Raw genomic sequence first — 21,476 nt, 5'->3', positions numbered from 1 at the left:
GACGGGTGGCGTGATCGGGCCACATGGGCTCCCCCTCCGGAAACGGTCCCTCGACGCCTACAGATCGCGTTCACCCGACCGCGCTGTTACCTCGAACTGGATGACACGGTTAAATGTCACCCAATTGGGTTATCCAGTCGTTATCGGGCACGGTCGACTGGGTATGGCCTGATCCGACCGATGCGAAAGGTGCGAGGCGGTGAACGAAGCGGCGACGACGGGTGTTCTCGATGTGGGCTGCTTCAGTGCCCGCCTAACCGTGGTGCGGAACGGGGACAGCCGCCTTCGGCCGGTACTGAGTCACAAGACTCGGCTGCATCTCGACAGGGCTCTCGACCTGGCGGGACGGCTGCGCCCCGAAGGCATCGACTCCATCGTCGCCGCCGTGCGCACCGCCAACCGCGTCGCCGCACGCCACGGCGTGTCCGACATCTTTCCGCTTGCCACCTCTTCCGTCCGCGACGCGCGCAACGCCGACGAGGTGGTCGAACGAGTCCACTGCGAGACCGGAACCCACCTGCGGTTTCTCAGCGGCACGCGGGAGGCGCAGCTCTCCTACGTCGCGGCACGGCGCTGGTTCGGAGCCTCGGCCGGGCCGCTGGCCGTGGTCGACATCGGAGGTGGAACCGTCGAACTCGCCGCGGGCCATGGCAGCGATGCCGAGTTCGCACTGTCGCTGGGGTTGGGAGCTCGCGAGGTCACCAGGACCTGGTTCGGTGCCGACACCGCGTCGGCGACAGCGGTCGCACGACTGCGGGCCCACGCGCTGGAGCACGTCCGTGACGCGCTGGGCAACGCCGAGCACCAGTTGCACGGCTATCACACCGTCGGCAGTTCCAAGGTGCTGCGCCAGCTCGCGCGGCTGGCTGGAACGGCTCGCCGTGGCAGCCCCGAAGGCGAGTTGCGTGTCGAGGACCTGCGTGAGTGGATTCCACGGCTGGCCGCGATGCCCGCCACCCGCCGCGGCGAACTGCCGGGGATTTCGCGGCCGAGGGCTCGGCAGGCGCTCGCTGGCGCTGTTGTCGCCGAGGCACTGCTCACGGTGTTCGGTGGTCGAGCCAGGATCTGTCCCTGGTCCACGACGCAAGGACTGCTGCTGACCATGGTCGAGCAGCGCAGGCCGCAGCACCGCGGGCCGAGCCGATCCGTCGCGTGAGGCAGGCATGCCGGAACTTCCCGATGTCGAGGGTTTCGGCCGCGTGCTCACCGAGCACGCGTTGAGCGACCCGGTACGCGATGTGGAAGTGCTCGACAAGCAGGTACTGCGCGGTGTCGAGCCTCGACGGTTACGCGACAGCGTGCGCGGGCACCGCTTCGGCAGGCCGTGGCGGCACGGCAAGTGGCTGGTCGTTCCCTTCCGCGACGAGAAGCCCTCGTTGTTGTTGCACTTCGGCATGACCGGATCACTCGAATGGGCGAAACCGGAACAGCCTCGGCATCGCCACGACCGTGTGGTGTTCCGCTTCCCGGACGGCGAGTTGCGCTACCGCGACATGCGCAAGCTGACCGGCCTGCGGCTGGCACGCGACGACACCGAGCGCAGGGACGCGCTGGCGGACCTCGGTCCTGACGCGGCGGAGGTGTCGCGAACCCAACTCGCCGACGCGCTGAGCGGAGTGCGACGCAGGCTCAAACCGGCGCTCGTCGACCAATCCGTCGTCGCCGGGCTGGGCAACCTCCTCGTCGACGAGATCCTGTGGCGGGCCAAGCTCAACCCCTACCGTTCCACCGCGACCCTGCGGCCCGCCGATGTGGCGCGACTACACGCGCGGATGACGACCGTTTTGAAGCAGTCGGTTCGGGAAGGTCGCGTGCCACCACATCCTTCGTGGCTGACCGGCCGCAGGGACGACCCCTCGGGCAGTTGCCCCCGGTGCGGCACACCGTTGCGGCATGCCCGCCTGGACGGCAGAAGCACGGTCTGGTGCCCCAACTGCCAGCCGGAATGAACAGCGAACCACGACGTGCCGTGGAGGCCGGATATGCAAGCTGACAACGCGAATCCCCGCGAGCCCGACCCTGGCGCGCCGGACATCCCCCGTCCCGGTGACCGCGACCTCGGGTTCGACACCGACGAGGTGCCCGAGCCGCCGAACAAGGACGAGGTGCGGCCCGACGACGATGTGAACCCCGCGGCGGGCACCGTCGAACCCCCGGACTGACCAAGGGGCCGTCCGCCGAGACGCACGGTCGCAGGCGGCGGTGTTGCCACCGGGCGGGCGGCGTCAGCGCCGCGCACGTCCCCTGCGTCGTGTGGGCCCGCGCCCTGCCGGCTGCGCAGGTCGTTCCACGGGTTCCGGGTCCGGCAGCGGCAATGCCGTCGGCTCCTCGCACACCGTCACGGGATTGCCGTAGTGCTTGATCGTGAACGGCTTGCCACTCAGCAGTCGGTAGGTCGCCAAGTCGGGACGGATCTCCACGGCGAAGCGGGAGTCGCGAAAGCACATCCGGAAGGCGATACGGTCGAGCGCGGCGGGTAACCGCGGCTGAAACGCCAGTTCACCGCCGTGGTCGCGCATCCCGCCGAATCCGGCGACCGTGGCAAGCCACGAGCCCGCCAGGGCCGCGATGTGCAGCCCGTTGCGGACGTTGCTGTGCAGATCGGCCAGGTCTGTCATCGCGGCCTCGGCCAGATAGTCGTAGGCCAGGTCGAGATGCCCGCATTCCGCCGCGAGCACGGCCTGTGTTCCCGCCGACAGTGACGAGTCACGCACGGTCAACCGCTCGTAGTAGCTGAAGTTGCGCTTCTTCTGTTCCAACGAGAACACGTCGCCACGCAGGTGCATGGCAAGCACGAGGTCGGCCTGCTTGACCACCTGCTTGCGGTACAGGTCGAAGTACGGGTAGTGCAACAGCAGCGGGTAGTTACGCGCGGGTGTTGCCGCGAAATCCCACTTGGCGTGTTCGGTGAACCGCTCCGACTGCGGATGTACCTCGAGCATCTCGTCGTACGGGACGCGCATCTTTCGCGCGGCTTCACGCCAGCCGGCTATCTCGATGTGGTCGACTCCGAACAGCTCGGCGATGTCGGGATGCCGGTCGCAGGAGTCCGCGGCCGCGCGCAGATTCCGCTGCGCCATCAGGTTCGTGTACACGTTGTTGTCGACCACGGCGGTGTACTCGTCGGGCCCCGTCACCCCGTCGATGCGGAAACCGCCGTGCGGGTCGTGGTGCCCGAGTGAGATCCACAGCCGGGCGGTCTCCAGCAGCAGTTCGGTGCCGTACTGGCGCTCGAACTCGGTGTCGTTGGTGGCGTTCAGGTACCGCACGAGCGCGTCGGCGATGTCGGCGTTGACGTGGAACGCGGCCGTACCCGCCGGCCAGTACGCCGAACACTCCGCGCCGTCGATGGTTCGCCACGGAAACGCCGCACCCCTGCGGCCGAGTTGGCGTGCCCTGTCCCTGGCCTTGTCCAACGTGGAATGCCGCCATCGCAGCGCGTCCCTGGCCGTATCCGGCAGCGTGTAGGTGAGCACCTGGAGCACGAAGCTCTCGGTGTCCCAGAAGGCATGCCCGTCGTAACCGGGGCCGGTGAGGCCCTTGCCCGGGATCGCGCGGCTCTCACCGCGCGCCCCGGCCTGCAGCACATGGAACAGCGCGAACCGGATTGCCTGCTGCAGTTCCGCGTCACCGTCGAGTTCGATGTCAGCGGTGTCCCAGAACCGGTCCAGGAACTCTCGCTGCTCGGCGAGCATGCCGTCCCAGCCGGTCTGCAGTGCGCCTGCCAGCGCCGCGTCCACTTGAGCGCGAAGCGCCGGGATGGAGCGCTGCGCCGACCAGCCGTATGCCAGGTACTTGGTGATCTGCAGCCTGCCGTTCTTGGGAACGTCAACGGCGATGGTCAGCCGTGCCAGGTTCTCCTCGACCTCGATGTCGGTGCGCAGACCGTCGCTTGTCTCGATCTGGTGGTCCATCGCGGCTGCCATTCGCAGCCCGGAACGCTTCGTACGATGCACCAGCACCGCCCGGTAGTCCTCCGCTTTGGCGTACTCTCCGGCCAACGGTGACTCCAGGGCAGCGGCCACCCGAGGGTCCGCGGCGTCGGACTCGATCGGCTCGTTGGTGAGCATGTCCGACTGCGCGACCAACTGCACCTCTCCGTCGAGCGGCTCCACCTCGTACCTGATCGCGGCGACGGCCCGCTGGGTGAACGACACCAGTCGCTCGGTGCGCACGCGCACTCGCCGCCCTGTCGGTGACGTCCAGTCCGTTTCGCGTCGCAGCGTGCCCGACCGAAAATCCAGTACCCGATGGTGTGCGGTGGCGTGGCCGTAACGCATGTCCAGTGGCTCGTCCTCGACGAGCAACCGGATGATCTTCCCGTCGCTGACGTTCACGACCGTCTGCCCGGCCTCCGGGTATCCGTACCCGGCTTCGGCGTAGGGCAGTTCGTGTTCCTCGTAGAACCCGTTCAGATAGGTGCCGGGAAGACCGCGTGGTTCCGCCTCCTCCAAGGTCCCTCGCATACCGATGTGGCCGTTGGACAGCGCGAAGGTCGACTCGGTTCGCTGGAGCTGCTCGACGGACAATCCCTGCCAGCGCAGCTCCCACGGTGCACACACGTAGCCGCGCTCCACCTCGGTCAAGCGTGCACCTCCAGAAGTTCGGCGAGGTCGTCCACCACAACGTCGGCGCCGTCGGCGCGTAGCGCCTCGGCCTGGTCGGCGCGGTTGACGCCGACCACGTAGCCGAACCCGCCGGCCTTGCCCGCCTGTACACCTGCCCGTGCGTCCTCGAACACGGCGGCGTGTGCGGGCGCCACGCCCAGCAGGTCGGCGCACGCCAGAAACGAATCCGGCGCGGGTTTGCCGCGTAAGCCCTGCTCCTTGATGGTGACACCATCGACACGGGCCCGCACGAACCGGCTCAGCTTCGCCGCGTCGAGTACCTCGGCCGCGTTCGCCGACGACGTGACGACCCCGATGGCTATTCCCGCCTCCCGCACGGCCTCCAGGTAGCGCACAGATCCTGGAAAGGGAGTGATGCCGTCCGCCCGCATCACCGCCAGGACGCGCTCGTTCTTCCGGTTGCCGATGCCGTGCACCGTCGCGGTGTCGACCGGGTCACCCGGCGTGCCCTCCGGCAGCTCGATCCCGCGCGACGCCAGGAACGTGCGAACCCCGTCCAACCGAGGCCTACCGTCCACGTAGTTCGCGTAGTCACGTTCGGTGAACGGATCGTGCGCTTCATCACCGCGATCCCGCAGAAACGAGTCGAAGATGGCTGGGCAGGTACCGGCCCATCTCGTAGTGCCCGATGGTCGCCCTGCTCTTGCCGATCCGCCTGGCGATCTCGCTCTGGTTCGGATTGGGGCTCGTCTCTCGCAGCTTCTTCAGGCCCTGGGTGAAGGCCCATTCCGCGACAACATGACTCACCTCGACCAAGGGCGTCACCTTTCACTCCGGGTGAGCGGCCACGCGTCACCCGAACAGGCCACACCAATCATGTAGCGCGCTAGTTTGTAGCGCGCTACATTGGTCGTGGCTACGTACGGTTGGACGCCTGTCACGTTAGCCCCCGGTGACGCCGGTCGTGGCAACACCCTCGCACCGCGACGGCGTCGCCGGTCCAACCATCCGACTTCGACTGTGGGGAGAGCTATGTCCGGAGGAACCCGGCGGCGATCGGTCCATCGCGCCGTCACCGGCGGCGGGAGGTGCCGGTCGTGGCGCTGAGCGGTGCGAGTGACTGGACACCGTTGGCCTGCGCCGTGACGGACACCAGGGAACGGGCGGGCCGCTACGCGCCGAGTGACCGCCGCGAGGAGGCGGAAGCCGCCCGGCGGGAGGCCGGCTACGTGGAGGCGTGGGAGGCAAGGCGCAACGGCCGGTTCGTACGGCTGTGGGTGCTCAGGGTGCGGGTCGAGGTGGCCGCTCTGGACTGGACCGACGCTCGGTGGCGGCTGTGCGGCTACCTTCGCCGCCCCTACCATCGCGTCGGCGACGCGCCGGTGCTGTACGCGCTGGGCAGGCCGACACTGCGGGAGGGCAGTGTCGCCGGGGTCGATGTCGACTACCCGTTGGAAGCGCTGGATCACCGGCAGGACCGCGCGCCCTTCGGCGCGTTCGAGCGTGCTCACGTCGACCAGTACGTGCGGGCGTTGCGGGCGGCGAGGGCGCGGGCGCTCATCCCGGCGGAGCGGCCGGACTGGCCGGAATGCGCAGCCCCTGGGGAGGGTCACTGGCCCGCGAGGTCTGGGGTGCCCGACCACGTGCGGCTGGGGCTGTGGCGTTGCTGTCATCAGGTGCTGTTCCTGGCAGGGCCGGGCGAGGCCGAGTCGAGGGCGCAGGAGCTGGCCTCGACGATCGTCAGCCACACCGGCTGCCCGCTGGGTGTCGTGGCCGCCTTGGAGCCGGACGACGGCCATGCCGCAGCCGACGGGCGCTGGGTGCACCCGGCGTGCACGCTGGGGCCCGCGCGGGTGGCGGCGTTGTGGGACGACTACGACCTCGCCCAACATGACGTCGGCGAAACCGCCGCGCTCGCCGACGTCTACGCGTATGCCGCCGAGCGCGTGCGGATGAGTTTCGAGCGCGACGCCCGGCGCCACTCCGTCAACTGGAATGCGGTGGAATGCAAACCTATGCAACGGCAATGACATGACGTATGCTGAAACGTGAGCCGAACCGGCGCATGTTTCATGTTATGCCGTGGCTCGCCCGGGCACCTCTGACCCTCCCCAAGGTGTCCGGCTGCATGGGCGCCCCGGTGCTGAACCCCCAGCGGCACCGGGGCGCTTGCCGTCCGAGCGGCGTAGCGCACTGCGTCGATCAGGCGAAGTCGGGCTTAACAGTTACCGACGGGTAGTGACATGGCGTAGCGCTTGGTGCAATGTGCGCTGTCGTGAAGTCGGTGACTCGAAGAGATGTACTGCGCGCAGGCGGCGCGCTCGCCGCGGTGACAGGTGCCGGGGTGCTGGGTGGCCAAGCGCACGCGGCCCAGGCCGGGCGGGCCGGAGCACCTCCGTTCGCGCACGGGGTGGCGTCGGGAGATCCACTGCCGGACGGCGTGCTGCTGTGGACGAGGGTGACCCCGACACCGGAGTCCGTCCCCGGTTCCGGGGTCGGTCCGGACGTCACGGTGTCCTGGGAGGTGGCGCTGGACGAGCGGTTCACGGCGATCGTCGCGGGCGGCGCGGCTCGCACCGGACCGGGTAGGGACCACACCGTCAAGATCGACGTCGCCGGGCTGCGGCCTGCGACGTCCTACTGGTACCGCTTCCGCTACGGCTCGGCCGTCTCCACGGTCGGCCGCACCCGAACCGCACCCGCCGACGGCAGCGCGGTCGACCGGCTGCGGCTCGGTGTGGTGTCGTGCGCCAACTGGCAGGCCGGGTACTTCGCGGCGTACCGGCACCTGGCACAGCGCGACGACCTGGACCTGGTTGTCCACCTCGGTGACTATCTCTACGAGTACGGACCGGGCGACGACGCCGCGGCCGACGCCGTGCTCCGGCCGCACGATCCGCCGCTGGAGATCACCACGCTCGAGCACTACCGCCGCAGGCACGCCCAGTACAAGACCGACCCGGACCTGCAACAGTTGCACGCCCGCGTGCCGTTCGCGGTGACCTGGGACGATCACGAGTCCGCCAACAACGCCTGGTCCGGCGGGGCAGAGAACCACACCGAGCCGGACGAGGGGACGTGGGCGAGCCGCCGCGCCGCCTCGCAGCGGGCCTACGCGGAATGGATGCCGGTGCGCTACGAGCCGGGCGGCAGGCTGTACCGCAGGCTGACGTTCGGCACGCTCGCCGAACTGTCCATGTTGGACCTTCGAACCTATCGCAGCGAGCAGCCAGCGCATCCGTTCGACCCCGGTATCGCCGACCCGGACCGCACCATTACCGGCGCGCAGCAGCTCGACTGGCTGACCTCCGGGCTCACCACGGCACAGGCGCAGTGGAAGCTCGTCGGCAACTCGGTGATGATCTCGCCCGTGCGGTTCCCCTCAACTCTGTCCACAGCAGAGCTACACGCGCTGTCGCAGCTCACCGGGCCGGTGACGGGCGTACCGATCAATGTGGACCAGTGGGACGGCTACACGGCGGACCGGCTGAAACTGTTCGCCGCGCTGCGTGACAACGGAGTGCGCGACACCGTGTTCCTCACCGGCGACATCCACACCTGCTGGGCCGCCGAGCTGCCGTCGGATCCGCTGACCTACCCGCTCAACCGTGCCTCGGTGGGAACCGAGCTGGTCTGCACGTCGGTGACCAGCGACAACATCGACGACATCCTCGGCGTTGCGCCAAGGACCGCGTCGCTGGCCCTCGAGGCCGCCATCCGGGTGGCCAACCCGCACGTCAAGCACGTCGAGTTGGACTCACACGGCTACTCCGTGGTCGAGGTGACGCCCAGCGCGGTGCGGATGGACTCCTTCGTCCTCGCCGATCGCGAGGACGCCGACAGCGCGGTGCGGCGGGCCGCGTCGTTTCGGGTCGACGCCGGAACGCAGCACGTCGTACGGGTGTGGGAGGAACTGTGACGGCGGGATCGACGAGCGGCACGGCAGCGTTCAGCAGGCGCCGCTTCCTCACCGTGGCCGCGGGCACCTCGGCGGCGGTGGTGCTGTCCACCGCCGCGGCCAGGGCCGCCCGCCCGCCCGTAGGGCCGAGGGTGTACGTGCTCGTTGTCGACGGGTTGCGTCCGGAAGAGGTCGACCCGGTGCTGACTCCCAACCTGCGTACGCTGCGCGACTCGGGTACCCACTTCACCGCCGCCCGTTCGCTGCCGGTGATGGAGACCATCCCCAACCATGTGATGATGATGACCGGGTTGCGCCCCGACCGTTCCGGTGTGCCCGCGAACTCGGTCTTCGACCGCGCGCTCGGCGAGGTTCGCACGCTGGACCGGGCCAGCGACCTGCGCGCGCCGACACTGCTGGACCGGCTGGCCGCGCAGGGACGGGTGACCGGCAGCGTGCTGAGCAAGGAGTACCTGTACGGCATCTTCGGTGAGCGGGCCAGCGTGCGTTGGGAGCCGTCCCCGGTGGTGCCGGTCAGCGGGCACGCGCCGGACGCGGCGACGACCGACGCGCTGATCGCCATGGTGGAGGAGTCGGACCCGGACCTGGTGTTCGCGAACTTCGGCGACGTCGACCGGGTCGGCCACGTCGACCTCACCGGCACGACGTTGCGGGCGGCCCGCACGGCCGCGCTGTGGTCCACCGACCTGCTGATCGGCCGCTTCGTCGACCGGCTGCGCCGGTCAGGGCGGTGGGACTCCGCCGTGCTGCTCGTGCTCGCCGACCACTCGATGGACTGGTCGCTGCCGCACCGGGTGGTGTCACTCGCGCCGAGGCTCGAGGCCGACCCGCTGCTGGCGGGCAAGGTGGCGATCGCGCAGAACGGCGGCGCGGATCTGCTGACTTTCACCGGACCCGCCGGGCAGCGTGCCGAGGCGGTGGCACGGATGCGGGAGGTGGCGCTGGCCACCGACGGGGTGCTGTCGGCGCACGAACCTTCCCTGCTGCGGCTGGGGCCGGAGGCGGGCGACCTGGTGGTGTACTGCCGCGCGGGCTGGCGGTTCACCGACCCGCGGGTGTGGTCGAACCCGATTCCCGGTAACCACGGGCACCCGGCGACGGAGCCGATTCCGTTCTTCGTCGCAGGCGGGCACCCCGCCGTGCGTGCGGGCAGCGCCTCCTCGGCTCCCGCGAGGACCGTCGACGTGGCGCCCACGGTGGGTGCGCTGTTCGCGCTCGCCGAACCCGAGGGCGGCTACGACGGCACGGCCGGGCTGGAGGCGTTCGAACTCGCCGCGCTCGCCGGTCGCTGATCGCCGAGTCTTGGCCGGGGCGGCGAACCGCCCCGGCCAAGACCGGCTGCCTGCACTCCCTGCGACGTCACCGGGACGGGGTAGCTCTTCCGGTTCCACTTGTGCACCCATCAGGACGGTCGCATGCTTGGTCGCATCGAGATCGGCTCGGCGTGAAGGGCGGCCCGGTGACTGCGACCCCAACCCTGATCGGGTCGGTCAGGCGTGCGCTGCACCTGCTGGACGCCGTGGGCGCCAGCGACCGGCCCGTCACCGCGAAGAGCCTGGCCCGCGTACTCGACCTTCCGCTGCCGACGACCTACCACCTGCTGCGCACCCTCGTTCACGAGGGCTACCTGCTCAAGCTGCACGACGGGTACGTGCTCGGCGACCGGGTGGACGCACTCGGCAGGCGCAGCCCGGTGCAGACTGCGCTGGCCAGGACCCGGCCCGCGCTCGCGGCGCTGCGTGACGAGTTGCGCAGCGCCACCTACCTGTCGCTGTACCAGGACGGTGAGATAGAGCTGGTCGACGTGGCAGACGGTCCCCGAATGCAGCGGGTGGACCTGTGGGTGGGCGTGCACGAGGCAGGGCACGCCACCGCGTTCGGCAAGTGCATTCTGTCCTGTCTGGACACCGCGGCCCGCGCCGACTACCTGGCCCGGCACCGCCTCGTCGACCTGACCCCGCACACGGTCACCGATCGCAGGGCGCTGGAGCAGCGGTTGAGTCTGGGCTCGGAGATCAGCGGCGAACGGGAGGAGTACCTGCTCGGCACGGCGTGTGTGGCGGTTCCGGTACGCGCGCCCGGGGTGCTCGGCGCGGTGGCCATCTCGATGCCCGCCCGCCGCTACACGTCGGCGATCAGCGGCGCGGCAGCCATGCGCAGGGCGGCGAACCGGCTGTCGAGAGCGCTGGCGATCGCGCCGAACCAGGCCGCGCTCACCGGCCCGGATGCCCGCTGAGCGGGCGGCCCGAAGCGTTATCACCATCTGAAATCCGCGCCGTTGCCGTGTGCTCGCACCGGGCGGACAGTGAGTATCCCGACGTCAGGGAGGTTTCATGGAACCACAGGTCAGAGTCGATCTGTACGACATGATGGTGCTCATCCGCACCTTCGAGGAAGCGATCCTGCGGGAGTACCACGCTGACAAGAAGCCGGTGTTCGACATCGGGGCGGGTGCGATCCCCGGCGAGATGCACCTGTCGGCCGGGCAGGAGCCGGTCGCCGCGGGCGTGTGCGCTCATCTCACCGGCGACGACGCGGTGACCGCTACCCACAGGCCCCACCACTTCGCCATCGCCCACGGCGTGGATCTGCGCCGGATGACCGCCGAGATCTTCGGCCGCGTCGACGGTCTCGGCAGGGGCAGGGGCGGGCACATGCACCTGTTCGACCCGAACGTGCACTTCTCGTGCTCGGGGATCATCGCGGAGGGTTACCCGCCCGCGGTGGGGCAGGCACTGGCGTTCCAGCGCAAGGGCACCGACCGGGTCGCCGTCGCGGTGACCGGTGAGGGCGCGGCCAACCAGGGCGGTTTCCACGAGGCGCTGAACCTGGCGTCGCTGTGGAAGCTGCCGGTGGTGTTCGTGATCGAGGACAACGACTGGGGAATCTCGGTGCCCCGCAGCGCCTCGACGTGCGTCACCTCCAACGCCGTGCGCGCGGCCGGCTACGACATGCCGGGCGAGCGCGTCGAGGACAATTCGGTCGAGGCGGTGCACGAGGCCGCGGGCAAGGCGATCGCCCGTGCCAGGGCGGGGGAGGGACCCAGCCTGCTCGAGGTGCACACCCTGCGGCTGTGGGGTCACTTCGAGGGTGACGCGCAGGCCTACCGCACCGATCTGGAAGGAGTGCCCGGCCGCGACCCCGTCCCCACCTTCGAGGCGAGCCTTCGCGCCGACGGTCTGCTCGACGACGACGGGGTGCGCGCGGCGCGGGAGCGCGCCACGAAGCGTGTGGAGGACGCCATCGCGTTCGCCAAGAACAGCCCGCAACCGGAGCCGGCATCGGCACTCGAGTACGTGTTCGCGTGAGGGCAGGGAGCAGCAAATGACCGTGACCGAGGCGCCTTCGCGCCGCAAGCTCAGCACAGCCAAGGCGATGGTCGAGGGCATCGCACAGGAGATGGAGCGCGATCCCGGCGTCTTCCTGCTCGGGGAGGACGTGGGCTCCTACGGTGGCATCTTCAGCTCCACGACCGGCTTGCTGGACCGTTTCGGCCCGCAACGGGTGATGGACACGCCGATCTCGGAGACCGGGTTCATCGGCGCGGCCATCGGTGCGGCCGTGGAGGGCATGCGGCCCGTCGCCGAGTTGATGTTCGCCGACTTCTTCGGCGTTTGCATGGACCAGATCTACAACCACATGGCCAAGATCCACTTCGAGTCCGGCGGCAACGTCAAGGTGCCGATGGTCATCACCACGGCGGTCGGTGGCGGCTACTCCGACGGCGCGCAGCACTCGCAGTGCCTGTGGGGCACGTTCGCGCACCTGCCGGGGATGAAGGTGGTCGTTCCCAGCACGCCCGCCGACGCCAAGGGTCTGATGATCTCGGCGATCCGCGACGACAACCCGGTGGTGTACATGTTCCACAAGGGGGTGATGGGGCTGCCGTGGATGGCGAAGAACCCCCGTTCGGTGGCACCGGTGCCGGAGGAGGAGTACGAGGTACCCATCGGCAAGGCGAACGTGGTGCGGCGGGGGCGCGACGTCAGCATCGTCACGCTGTCACTGTCGGTGCACCACGCGCTCGACGTGGCCGACGAACTCGCCGGTGAGGGGATCGAGTGCGAGGTCGTGGACCTGCGCAGCCTCGTGCCGATGGACACCGACACCGTACTCGAGTCGGTGGCTCGCACCGGGCGGCTGGTCGTCGTCGACGAGGACTACCTGTCGTTCGGGCTGTCCGGCGAGGTGGTGGCACGGGTCGCCGAGCGTGACCCATCGGTGCTCAAGGCGCCGCCCGCGCGGGTGGCGGTTCCGGACGTACCCATTCCCTACGCGCGCTCGTTGGAATACGCTGTGCTGCCCACGCCGGCCCGAATTCGCGCGGCTGTCGAAGAAATGGTCGGCGCATGACCGATGTGGTTTTTCCGCAGGTTTCGGCGGAGGATCCGAATGCGGAGGGCGCCGTGGCTACCTGGTTCGTCGCCGACGGCGAATCCGTTTCCGAGGGGCAGCTCATCGCCGAGGTGGCGGTGGACAAAGTTGATATGGAGATCCCGGCGCCGTCCTCGGGGGTGCTGCGGCTGCGGGTGCAGGAGGGCGACGTGGTCCGGCAGGGCGCTGTGATCGCAAAGATCGAGTAACAGTCTGCGCCCCGAGTGTGGACACCGCCGGTGCACGACAGTGCACCGGCGGTGTTCGACTGTGCAATTGTTGTCCTATGCGCAACATGTTGCTGGATACGCTACGAACTCAAGTGGCCGACGAGATGTCAGGCTGGCGGACTAAAGGAACCGGTCAATACCGACCCAAAGTAGAGTTTTCGGGCACCTGCTCCGCCGAACGGGTGACCTTGTTGTCTGGCACACAATCGCTTGGTGTTGCTGTCAAGAGGCCAACGACTTTCGGTCGAAACAGCGCGACGACCACGCAGTATGCCTGTCCTGGGAGTCGGTCGGCGGTGTGCGCGTTGCGCCCAGCGGTACGGATGCCGCCCACCCAAAGTTATACGTGGGGTGAAACCGCACGTCACGCAATTGACCCATTGATACTTTCCTGTCGGGATCAATAGATTGAGTGACGGCGGTTTGCGGAGATCATCGACGCGGATGCACCGCAATCCCGCCGAGTCGGGGTGAGGGATCGAGTCCGTCGGACTCGGGCACCAGGCTGCGCTCGACGCATGTTGCAGGCCGCAATTACGCCGACCGCGAATTTAGCCAGTCGCGGGCCTGCCTTTTCGCGCGCCCTTTTCCGGCTTGCCAAAAAGGCGCGCGCCGACAGCGAGGAGGAATGCCGACCGTGTGAAAGCGGATTCGTCGAGAATCGTCGAAAAGGAGCTGTGTGTCCGGCCGAACGTGGAAGGAAGCGCAATGAATGATTCTAGGTCCGGCCCAACCGAGGTGACATCGGCCGGCATCGTGGACAACGACCAGGCTGAGATCACGGCCCATCCCGCGCAGGCGTTCGGCTCGGACCCGCTGACCGTGCGGGACACCGATCACTACACGAACGAGTACGTCAAGGGCTTCGTCGAGAAGTGGGACGACCTGATCGACTGGAAGAAGCGCTACGAGAGTGAGGGCAGCTTCTTCGTCGACCTGCTCAAGTCACGCGGCGTGAAGTCGGTGCTCGACGTCGCCACCGGCACCGGGTTCCACTCGGTTCGCCTCATCGAGGAGGGCTTCGACACCGTCAGCGCCGACGGCAGCGCCGAGATGCTGGCCAAGGCCTTCGAGAACGGCCTCAACTACGGCGGCCACATCCTGCGCGTCGTGCACGCCGACTGGCGCTGGCTCAACCGCGACGTTCACGGCGAGTTCGACGCCGTGGTGTGCCTTGGCAACTCCTTCACCCACCTGTTCTCCGAGCGGGACAGGCGCAAGGCACTGGCCGAGTTCTACGCGGTGCTCAAGCACGACGGGATCCTGATCCTGGACCAGCGCAACTACGACGCGATCCTGGACAACGGGTTCTCCAGCAAGCACACCTACTACTACTGCGGTGAGGAAGTCACCGCGGAGCCGGAGTACGTCGACGACGGCCTCGCGCGGTTCCGGTACCAGTTCCCGGACGGCTCGCAGTACCACCTGAACATGTTCCCGCTTCGCAAGGACTACGTGCGCAGGCTGCTGCGCGAGGTCGGGTTCCAGCGGGTGGAGACCTACGGCGACTTCCAGGAGACGTTCACCGCCGAGGACCCTGACTTCCTCATCCACGTCGCGGAGAAGAACTACGTGAATTCCGGTGATGAATCGGCGAACTACTCGACGGTCGTCAACGTCGCGCGGGACTACTACAACTCCGACGACGCGGACAACTTCTACTACACCATCTGGGGTGGCGAGGACATCCACGTCGGCCTCTACCAGACTCCTGACGAGCCCATCGCGCCCGCCAGCGTGCGCACCGTCGAGCGGATGGCGGGCAAGCTCGGGCTGAGCGCCTCCAACCGGGTACTCGACATCGGCGCGGGCTACGGCGGCGCCGCCCGCTACCTCGCCAGGACCTACGGCTGCAGGGTCACCTGCCTCAACCTCAGCGAGGTCGAGAACGAGCGCAACCGCGCCTACAACGCCGAGCAGGGACTGGCCGACCTCATCGACGTGGTCGACGGCTCGTTCGAGGACCTGCCCTTCGAGGACAACGAGTTCGACGTCGTGTGGTCGCAGGACGCCATGCTGCACAGCGGCGACAGGGTCCGGGTGCTGCAGGAGGTCACCAGGGTCCTCAAGCCGAGGGGCCAGTTCGTCTTCACCGACCCGATGGCGGCCGACAACTGCGACAAGGCCGCGCTGCGGCCGATCCTCGAGCGACTGCACCTCGACAGCATGGGCTCACCCGGCTTCTACGAGCGCGAGCTGCACCGGCTCGGGATGAGCTCGATCGAGTTCGAGGACCACACCCCCCAGCTGGCGACCCACTATGGTCGGGTGCTTGAGGAGACACAGCGGCGTCACGACGAGCTCTCCGGCAGCGTGAGTGACGAGTACCTGACGCGGATGAAGACGGGGCTGAAGAACTGGGTCGAGGGCGGCCGCGCGGGCAACCTCGCGTGGGGCATCTTCCACGTTCGCGCCTGAGTTCGAAATTTCCTCGCCGACAACAGACAAGGATGCATTGTGACTGCTAATCGAAGGCTGTTCACCAGCGAGTCCGTGACCGAGGGTCACCCGGACAAGATGTGCGACGCGATCAGTGACACGATCCTGGACGCGATGCTGGCCGCCGACCCGCGCAGCCGCGTCGCCGTGGAGTCGCTGATCACCACCGGGCAGGTGCACGTCGCCGGTGAGGTCACCACCGACGCCTACGTGGACGTGCCGAGCCTGGTTCGCGAGACGGTGCTGGAGATCGGTTACGACTCCTCGGCGAAGGGGTTCGACGGCGCCTCCTGCGGGGTGAACGTGGCGATCGGGTCGCAGTCGCCCGATATCGCGCAGGGTGTGGACACCGCCTACGAGACGCGGTTGGAGAACGCGCTGGACGACCTGGACAAGCAGGGCGCCGGTGACCAGGGTTTGATGTTCGGTTACGCGTGTTCGGACACGCCGGAGTTGATGCCGCTGCCGATCGCGCTGGCGCATCGGTTGTCGCGGCGGTTGACCGAGGTGCGTAAGAACGGGACGGTGCCGTATCTGCGTCCGGACGGTAAGACGCAGGTGACCATCGAGTACGCGGGTGAGCAGCCGGTGCGGTTGGACACGGTGGTGATCTCCAGCCAGCACGCCGAGGGCATCGACCTCGACAAGATGCTCGCCGTCGACCTGACCAAGCACGTCATCAACCCGGAGATCGAGTCGCTCGGCCTCGACGCCGCCGAGCCGAGGGTGCTCATCAACCCCACCGGCCGGTTCGTGGTCGGCGGGCCGATGGGTGACGCGGGGCTGACCGGTCGTAAGATCATTGTGGACACCTACGGTGGGATGGCGCGGCACGGTGGTGGCGCGTTCTCGGGTAAGGACCCGTCGAAGGTGGACCGGTCGGCGGCGTACGCGATGCGCTGGGTGGCCAAGAACATCGTCGCCGCGGGCCTGGCCGACCGCGCCGAGATCCAGGTGGCCTACGCGATCGGCAAGGCGGCTCCGGTGGGTCTGTTCGTGGAGACCTTCGGCACCGAGAAGGTCGCGCCGGAGAAGATCCAGAAGGCCATCGACGAGGTGTTCGACCTGCGGCCCGCCGCGATCATCAGGGATCTGGACCTGTTGCGGCCGATCTACGCGCAGACCGCCGCCTACGGGCATTTCGGGCGCGGCGACCTGGACCTGCCCTGGGAGCGCACCGACCGGGCACCCGCGCTCAAGGACGCCGCCAAGGCGTAGCGTCTGCCCGACGCCCCAACCAAGCGGGCGGGTCCGTCGGCGGCGGTTTCTCCCCGCCGCCGACGGACCCACCGCCACGCGCACCCGCGCGGACACCGGCGTCTTCGCAAGCCGCGAGCCAACCGCTGGGTAGGCTGCGGCCACCGGAGAAGCCCCACAGCCACAACAGGAGGAGTGTGCCCGAATGCGCATAGCGGTGACCGGCTCCATCGCGACCGACCACCTGATGTCCTTCTCCGGCAAGTTCAGCGAGCAGTTCGTCGCCGACCAGCTGGAGAACGTGTCGCTGTCGTTCCTGGTGGAGGACCTGGAGATCCGGCGGGGCGGGGTGGCGGCGAACATCTCGTTCGCGCTCGGCCGGATGGGTCTTTCTCCCGTCCTGGTCGGCGCCGTCGGCCACGACTTCGACGACTACCGATCCTGGCTGGAGCGGCACGGCGTGGACACCAAGTCCGTGCACGTCTCCGCCGACAAGCACACCGCCCGCTTCCTGTGCACCACCGACCAGGCGCAGAACCAGATCGCCTCCTTCTACGCGGGAGCGATGAGCGAGGCCAGGGAGATCGAGCTGCAGGCCGTCGCCGACCGGGTCGGCTCCCTCGACCTCGTGGTCGTCGCGCCCAACGACCCCGACGCCATGCTGCGCCACACCGAGGAGTGCAGGCAGCGGGGCATCCCGTTCGCCGCCGACATCTCCCAGCAGCTGGCGATCATGCCGGGCGAGGACGTCAAGCAGCTCGTCGAGGGCGCGACCTACCTGTTCACCAACGAGTACGAGAGTTCACTGCTGCTCAAGCACACCGGCTGGTCCACCGACGAGGTGCTGGACCGCGTCGGTACCTGGGTGATGACGCACGGTGGCCGTGGTGTGCGCATCGAGGGCCGTGGCCACGACCCGGTGTCGATCAACGCCGTTCCCGATATCGAGCCGGTGGAGCCGACCGGTGTCGGCGACGCCTTCCGCGCCGGGTTCCTGTGGGGAATCAGTCGTAAGATGACGATGGAAAGGGCTGCCCAGGTGGGTTGCGTACTGGCGAGCATCGTTCTCGAGACGGTAGGGCCGCAGGAGTATCCGCTGGACCGTGCGGACTTCTCCAACCGCGCGGCCAGGGCGTACGGCAACGACGCCGCGGCCGAAATCGAGTCGAAGTTGCGGGTGTGAGTATGGAGAGCCGCTTTCTCGCCGAACTGCAGCGGCGAGTCCTCGTCGCCGACGGCGGGATGGGGACCGCGCTGCAGGAACACGACCTCACGCTGGACGACTTCGCCCAGCTCGAAGGCTGCAACGAGATCCTCAACGAGACCAGGCCCGACGTGGTGGCCTCGGTGTACCGGGGCTTCCTCGAGGCGGGCTCCGACGCCATCGAGACCAACACCTTCGGGACGAACCTCGCGAACTTCGCGGAGTACGACATCGTCGATCGCATCAGGGAGCTGGCGGAGAAGGGAACGTCGCTGGCCCGGCAGTGCGCCGACGAGTACTCCACCCCGGATCGCCCCAGGTTCGTGCTCGGCTCCATCGGGCCGGGCACGAAACTGCCGACGCTGGGACACATCACCTTCGCCGAGCTGCGCGACGCCTATGTGGACAACGCGCTCGGCCTGCTCGACGGCGGCGCCGACGTGGTGCTCGTGGAGACCTCGCAGGACCTGCTGCAGACCAAGGCCGCGATCATCGGGGCAAAGCGGGCGATGCAGCGGGCGGGCCGTACCGTACCGGTCATCGCCCAGGTGACGGTGGAGCAGACCGGCACCATGCTCGTCGGCTCGGAGATCGCCGCCGCGCTCACCGCGCTGGAACCGCTCGGCATCGACCTCATCGGCATGAACTGCGCCACCGGTCCCGCCGAGATGAGTGAGCACCTGCGCGTGCTCTCCGACCACGCGCGGGTGCCGATCTCGGTGATGCCCAACGCGGGCCTGCCCGAGCTGGGCCCCAACGGGGCGGTGTATCCGCTGCGGCCGGACGAGCTCGCCGAGGCACTGGCCGGCTTCGTCACCGAGTTCGGCGCCAGGCTCGTCGGGGGCTGCTGCGGCACCACCGCCGAGCACGTCCGAGCGGTACGCGAGGCTGTGGCCGACCTGTCACCCAAGGTGCGCACGCCGGAGATCGTGCCCTCGGTGTCGTCGGTGTACCAGTCGGTGCCGTTTCGGCAGGACGCCTCCATCCTCAACGTCGGCGAGCGCACCAACGCCAACGGCTCCAAGGCGTTCCGTGACGCGATGCTGGAGCAGCGCTGGGACGACTGCGTGGAGATCGCCAAGTCGCAGACCCGCGAGGGCGCGCACATGCTCGACCTGTGCGTCGACTACGTGGGCCGTGACGGCACCGCCGACATGTCCGAGTTGGCCTCCCGGCTCGCCACCGCGTCCACGCTGCCGATCATGGTGGACTCCACCGAGGCCGAGGTGGTGCGGGCCGGGTTGGAGCGGTTCGGCGGCCGGTGCGCCATCAACTCGGTGAACTACGAGGACGGCACCGAGCCGGGCGGGCGCTACGACGAGGTGATGCGGCTTGCCGTCGAGCACGGTGCCGCCGTCGTGATCACCTGTATCGACGAGGAGGGGCAGGCCCGCACGGCGGAATGGAAGCTGCGTGTCGCCGAGCGCGCCATCGAAGATCTCACCACCAACTGGGGTATGGACAAGTCGTCGATCATCATCGACACCCTGGTCTTCCCGATCACCACCGGTCAGGAGGAAGTCCGCAAGGACGCCCTCGAGACCATCAACGCGATCCGCGAGCTGAAGCGCCGCCACCCGGATGTGCAGACCACGCTCGGGCTGTCCAACGTCTCGTTCGGACTGAACCCGGCGGCGCGGCAGGTGCTGAACTCGGTGTTCCTCAACGAGTGCCGGGAGGCCGGGCTGGACTCGGCGATCGTCAACTCGTCGAAGATCCTGCCGATGAACAAGATCGACGACGAGCCGAAGCAGGTCGCGCTCGATCTGGTCTACGACCGCCGCGCGCAGGACTACGACCCGCTGCAGAAGCTGATGTCGCTGTTCGAGGGCAAGACCGCGTCCTCGACGCGCGCCTCGCGAGCCGAGGAGCTGGCGAAGCTGCCGCTGCTGGAGCGGCTGGAGAAGCGCATCATCGAGGGTGAGTTGAACGGCCTCGAGGACGACCTCGAAGCGGCGATGCGGGAGAAGGACCCGCTCGCCATCATCAACGAGAACCTCCTCGCGGGCATGAAGGTCGTCGGCGAGCTGTTCGGTTCGGGCCAGATGCAGCTGCCGTTCGTGCTGCAGTCGGCCGAGGTGATGAAGACCGCGGTGGCCTACCTCGAGCCGTACATGGAGAAGGACGACTCCGGCGGCAAGGGCAAGCTGCTGCTGGCGACCGTCAAGGGCGACGTGCACGACATCGGCAAGAACCTGGTGGACATCATCGTGTCCAACAACGGCTACGACGTCGTCAACATCGGCATCAAGCAGCCGATCAACGCCATCCTCGATGCCGCCGACGAGCACAAGGTGGACGCCATCGGGATGTCCGGGCTGCTGGTGAAGTCCACGGTCATCATGAAGGACAACCTCAAGGAGATGAACGCGCGCGGTGTCGCGGACAAGTATCCGGTGCTGCTCGGCGGCGCGGCACTGACGCGGACCTACGTCGAGAACGACCTGGACGAGGTCTACGACGGCGACGTGCGCTACGCCAAGGACGCCTTCGAGGGCCTTCGGCTGATGGACCACGTGATGGCCGTCAAGCGTGGCGAGGCCGTCGAGGAGGACGCCGAGGAGAAGGCGCGCAGGCAGGAACGCAAGGAGCGCAGGAAGCGGTCGCTGCGCATCGCCGAGAAGCGCAAGGCCGAGCAGGGCGAGGAACCGTCCACCGACGACACCACACGGTCCGATGTGGACGCCGATGTCCCGGTGCCGACCCCGCCGTTCTGGGGTTCCAAGGTGATCAAGGGTATCGCCACGGCCGACTACCTCGCGCTGCTGGACGAGCGTGCCACGTTCTTCGGCCAGTGGGGCCTTCGAGGGGCGAAGAAGGGCGAGGGCCCCTCCTACGAGGAACTCGTCGAGACCGAGGGCAGGCCCAGGCTGCGCGCGTGGATGGACGAGCTGTCCACGGCGGGAATCCTGCGGCACGCCGCGATCGTCTACGGCTACTTCCCCTGCTACTCCGAGGGCAACGACCTTGTGGTGCTGGACAAGGACGAGCCGGACGCGCTGGAGCGGCTGCGGTTCACCTTCCCGAGGCAGCGCAGGGACCGGCGGCTGTGCCTGGCCGACTTCTTCCGGCCGAAGGAGAAGGCGGAGCAGACCGGTCAGGTCGACGTGCTCCCGCTGCAACTGGTGACCATGGGGCAGCCGATAGCCGACTACGCCAACGAGTTGTTCGCCAAGGACGCCTACCGCGACTACCTGGAGATCCACGGTCTCGGGGTGCAGCTCACCGAGGCGCTCGCGGAGTACTGGCACCGGCGGGTGCGTCAGGAACTGCTGTTCCCTTCCGGCTCGGCGGTCGCCGAGGAGGACCCCGACGACGTGCGGGAGTTCTTCAAGCTGGGCTACCGGGGCGCGCGGTTCTCGCTCGGCTACGGCGCCTGCCCGGATCTGGAGGACCGCGCGAAGATCGTGGAACTGCTCGAACCGGGCCGCATCGGGGTGGAGCTGAGCGAGGAGTTCCAGCTGCACCCGGAGCAGTCGACCGACGCGATCGTCGCGCACCATCCCGAGGCCAAGTACTTCAACACCTGAGAATGTGGCGCGAGT

At 68.3% G+C, this 21,476-nt stretch carries 15 protein-coding genes and 2 pseudogenes; 14 read left to right on the top strand and 3 right to left on the bottom strand.

Annotated features, from left to right (window positions below):
- Positions 1-199 precede the first annotated feature (199 nt).
- The 3 genes from SACMADRAFT_RS18070 to SACMADRAFT_RS18060 are packed head-to-tail and all read left to right on the top strand — an operon-like array spanning position 200 to position 2,162.
- Complete coding sequence (locus SACMADRAFT_RS18070) at positions 200-1,156, top strand: Ppx/GppA phosphatase family protein (protein ID WP_009155275.1); 957 nt, start codon at positions 200-202, stop codon at positions 1,154-1,156.
- 7 nt (positions 1,157-1,163) lie between these two features.
- Positions 1,164-1,949 (top strand): Fpg/Nei family DNA glycosylase, encoded by a 786-nt coding sequence (locus SACMADRAFT_RS18065; protein ID WP_009155274.1) that lies wholly within the window; start codon positions 1,164-1,166, stop codon positions 1,947-1,949.
- A gap of 33 nt (positions 1,950-1,982) precedes the next feature.
- A complete protein-coding gene (locus tag SACMADRAFT_RS18060) occupies positions 1,983-2,162 on the top strand; it encodes a hypothetical protein (protein ID WP_009155273.1) in 180 nt (59 codons plus the stop codon).
- A gap of 63 nt (positions 2,163-2,225) precedes the next feature.
- On the opposite strand, the gene SACMADRAFT_RS18055 is transcribed toward SACMADRAFT_RS18060, so the two are convergent.
- The 3 genes and pseudogenes from SACMADRAFT_RS18055 to SACMADRAFT_RS18045 all read right to left on the bottom strand — a co-directional run.
- Positions 2,226-4,586, bottom strand: coding sequence for a glycoside hydrolase family 65 protein (locus SACMADRAFT_RS18055; protein WP_009155272.1), 2,361 nt, complete (start codon positions 4,584-4,586; stop codon positions 2,226-2,228).
- Positions 4,583-5,218 (bottom strand): annotated as a pseudogene (locus SACMADRAFT_RS18050) (HAD family hydrolase); the annotation flags it as partial. The pseudogene SACMADRAFT_RS18050 and the gene SACMADRAFT_RS18055, both read right to left, overlap by 4 nt.
- A 1-nt stretch (position 5,219) precedes the next feature.
- A pseudogene (locus SACMADRAFT_RS18045) lies at positions 5,220-5,384 on the bottom strand (helix-turn-helix transcriptional regulator); the annotation flags it as partial.
- A 281-nt stretch (positions 5,385-5,665) separates the two neighbouring features.
- Between SACMADRAFT_RS18045 and SACMADRAFT_RS18040 the strand changes: the two are divergent.
- From SACMADRAFT_RS18040 to metH, 11 genes are all read left to right on the top strand, one after another.
- Positions 5,666-6,598 carry a hypothetical protein gene (locus SACMADRAFT_RS18040; RefSeq protein WP_009155269.1) on the top strand — a complete coding sequence of 311 codons (933 nt, stop codon included), beginning with the start codon at positions 5,666-5,668 and terminating at the stop codon, positions 6,596-6,598.
- A gap of 233 nt (positions 6,599-6,831) precedes the next feature.
- Positions 6,832-8,487, top strand: a complete 1,656-nt coding sequence (locus SACMADRAFT_RS18035) for an alkaline phosphatase D family protein (RefSeq protein ID WP_009155268.1) — start codon at positions 6,832-6,834, stop codon at positions 8,485-8,487.
- Complete coding sequence (locus SACMADRAFT_RS18030; RefSeq protein ID WP_009155267.1) at positions 8,484-9,779, top strand: alkaline phosphatase family protein; 1,296 nt, start codon at positions 8,484-8,486, stop codon at positions 9,777-9,779. Before SACMADRAFT_RS18035 ends, SACMADRAFT_RS18030 begins: the two co-directional genes overlap by 4 nt.
- A 167-nt stretch (positions 9,780-9,946) precedes the next feature.
- Complete coding sequence (locus SACMADRAFT_RS18025) at positions 9,947-10,723, top strand: IclR family transcriptional regulator (protein WP_009155266.1); 777 nt, start codon at positions 9,947-9,949, stop codon at positions 10,721-10,723.
- A gap of 97 nt (positions 10,724-10,820) precedes the next feature.
- Positions 10,821-11,795: a thiamine pyrophosphate-dependent dehydrogenase E1 component subunit alpha gene (locus tag SACMADRAFT_RS18020; RefSeq protein ID WP_009155265.1), complete on the top strand. Its 975-nt coding sequence runs from the start codon at positions 10,821-10,823 to the stop codon at positions 11,793-11,795.
- Positions 11,796-11,811: 16 nt separating this feature from the next.
- A complete protein-coding gene (locus SACMADRAFT_RS18015) occupies positions 11,812-12,840 on the top strand; it encodes an alpha-ketoacid dehydrogenase subunit beta (RefSeq protein ID WP_009155264.1) in 1,029 nt (342 codons plus the stop codon).
- A complete protein-coding gene (locus SACMADRAFT_RS18010) occupies positions 12,837-13,070 on the top strand; it encodes a biotin/lipoyl-containing protein (RefSeq protein WP_009155263.1) in 234 nt (77 codons plus the stop codon). The genes SACMADRAFT_RS18015 and SACMADRAFT_RS18010 overlap by 4 nt, the downstream gene beginning before the upstream one ends.
- A gap of 729 nt (positions 13,071-13,799) precedes the next feature.
- Entirely contained in the window at positions 13,800-15,509 is a 1,710-nt protein-coding gene (locus tag SACMADRAFT_RS18005; RefSeq protein ID WP_009155262.1) for a glycine/sarcosine N-methyltransferase, read from the top strand.
- A gap of 39 nt (positions 15,510-15,548) precedes the next feature.
- A complete protein-coding gene (gene metK / locus SACMADRAFT_RS18000) occupies positions 15,549-16,748 on the top strand; it encodes a methionine adenosyltransferase (RefSeq protein ID WP_009155261.1) in 1,200 nt (399 codons plus the stop codon).
- Between the two features lie 184 nt (positions 16,749-16,932).
- A complete protein-coding gene (locus tag SACMADRAFT_RS17995) occupies positions 16,933-17,910 on the top strand; it encodes a carbohydrate kinase family protein (protein WP_009155260.1) in 978 nt (325 codons plus the stop codon).
- Between the two features lie 2 nt (positions 17,911-17,912).
- Entirely contained in the window at positions 17,913-21,461 is a 3,549-nt protein-coding gene (metH, locus tag SACMADRAFT_RS17990; RefSeq protein ID WP_009155259.1) for a methionine synthase, read from the top strand.
- The last annotated feature ends 15 nt before the right edge of the window (positions 21,462-21,476 follow it).

It is taken from the genome of Saccharomonospora marina XMU15, assembly GCF_000244955.1.
Taxonomy (GTDB): Bacteria; Actinomycetota; Actinomycetes; order Mycobacteriales; family Pseudonocardiaceae; genus Saccharomonospora_A; species Saccharomonospora_A marina.
The sequence above is the reverse complement of the archived record's forward strand: the minus strand, read 5'-3'. Positions and strand labels throughout refer to the sequence as shown.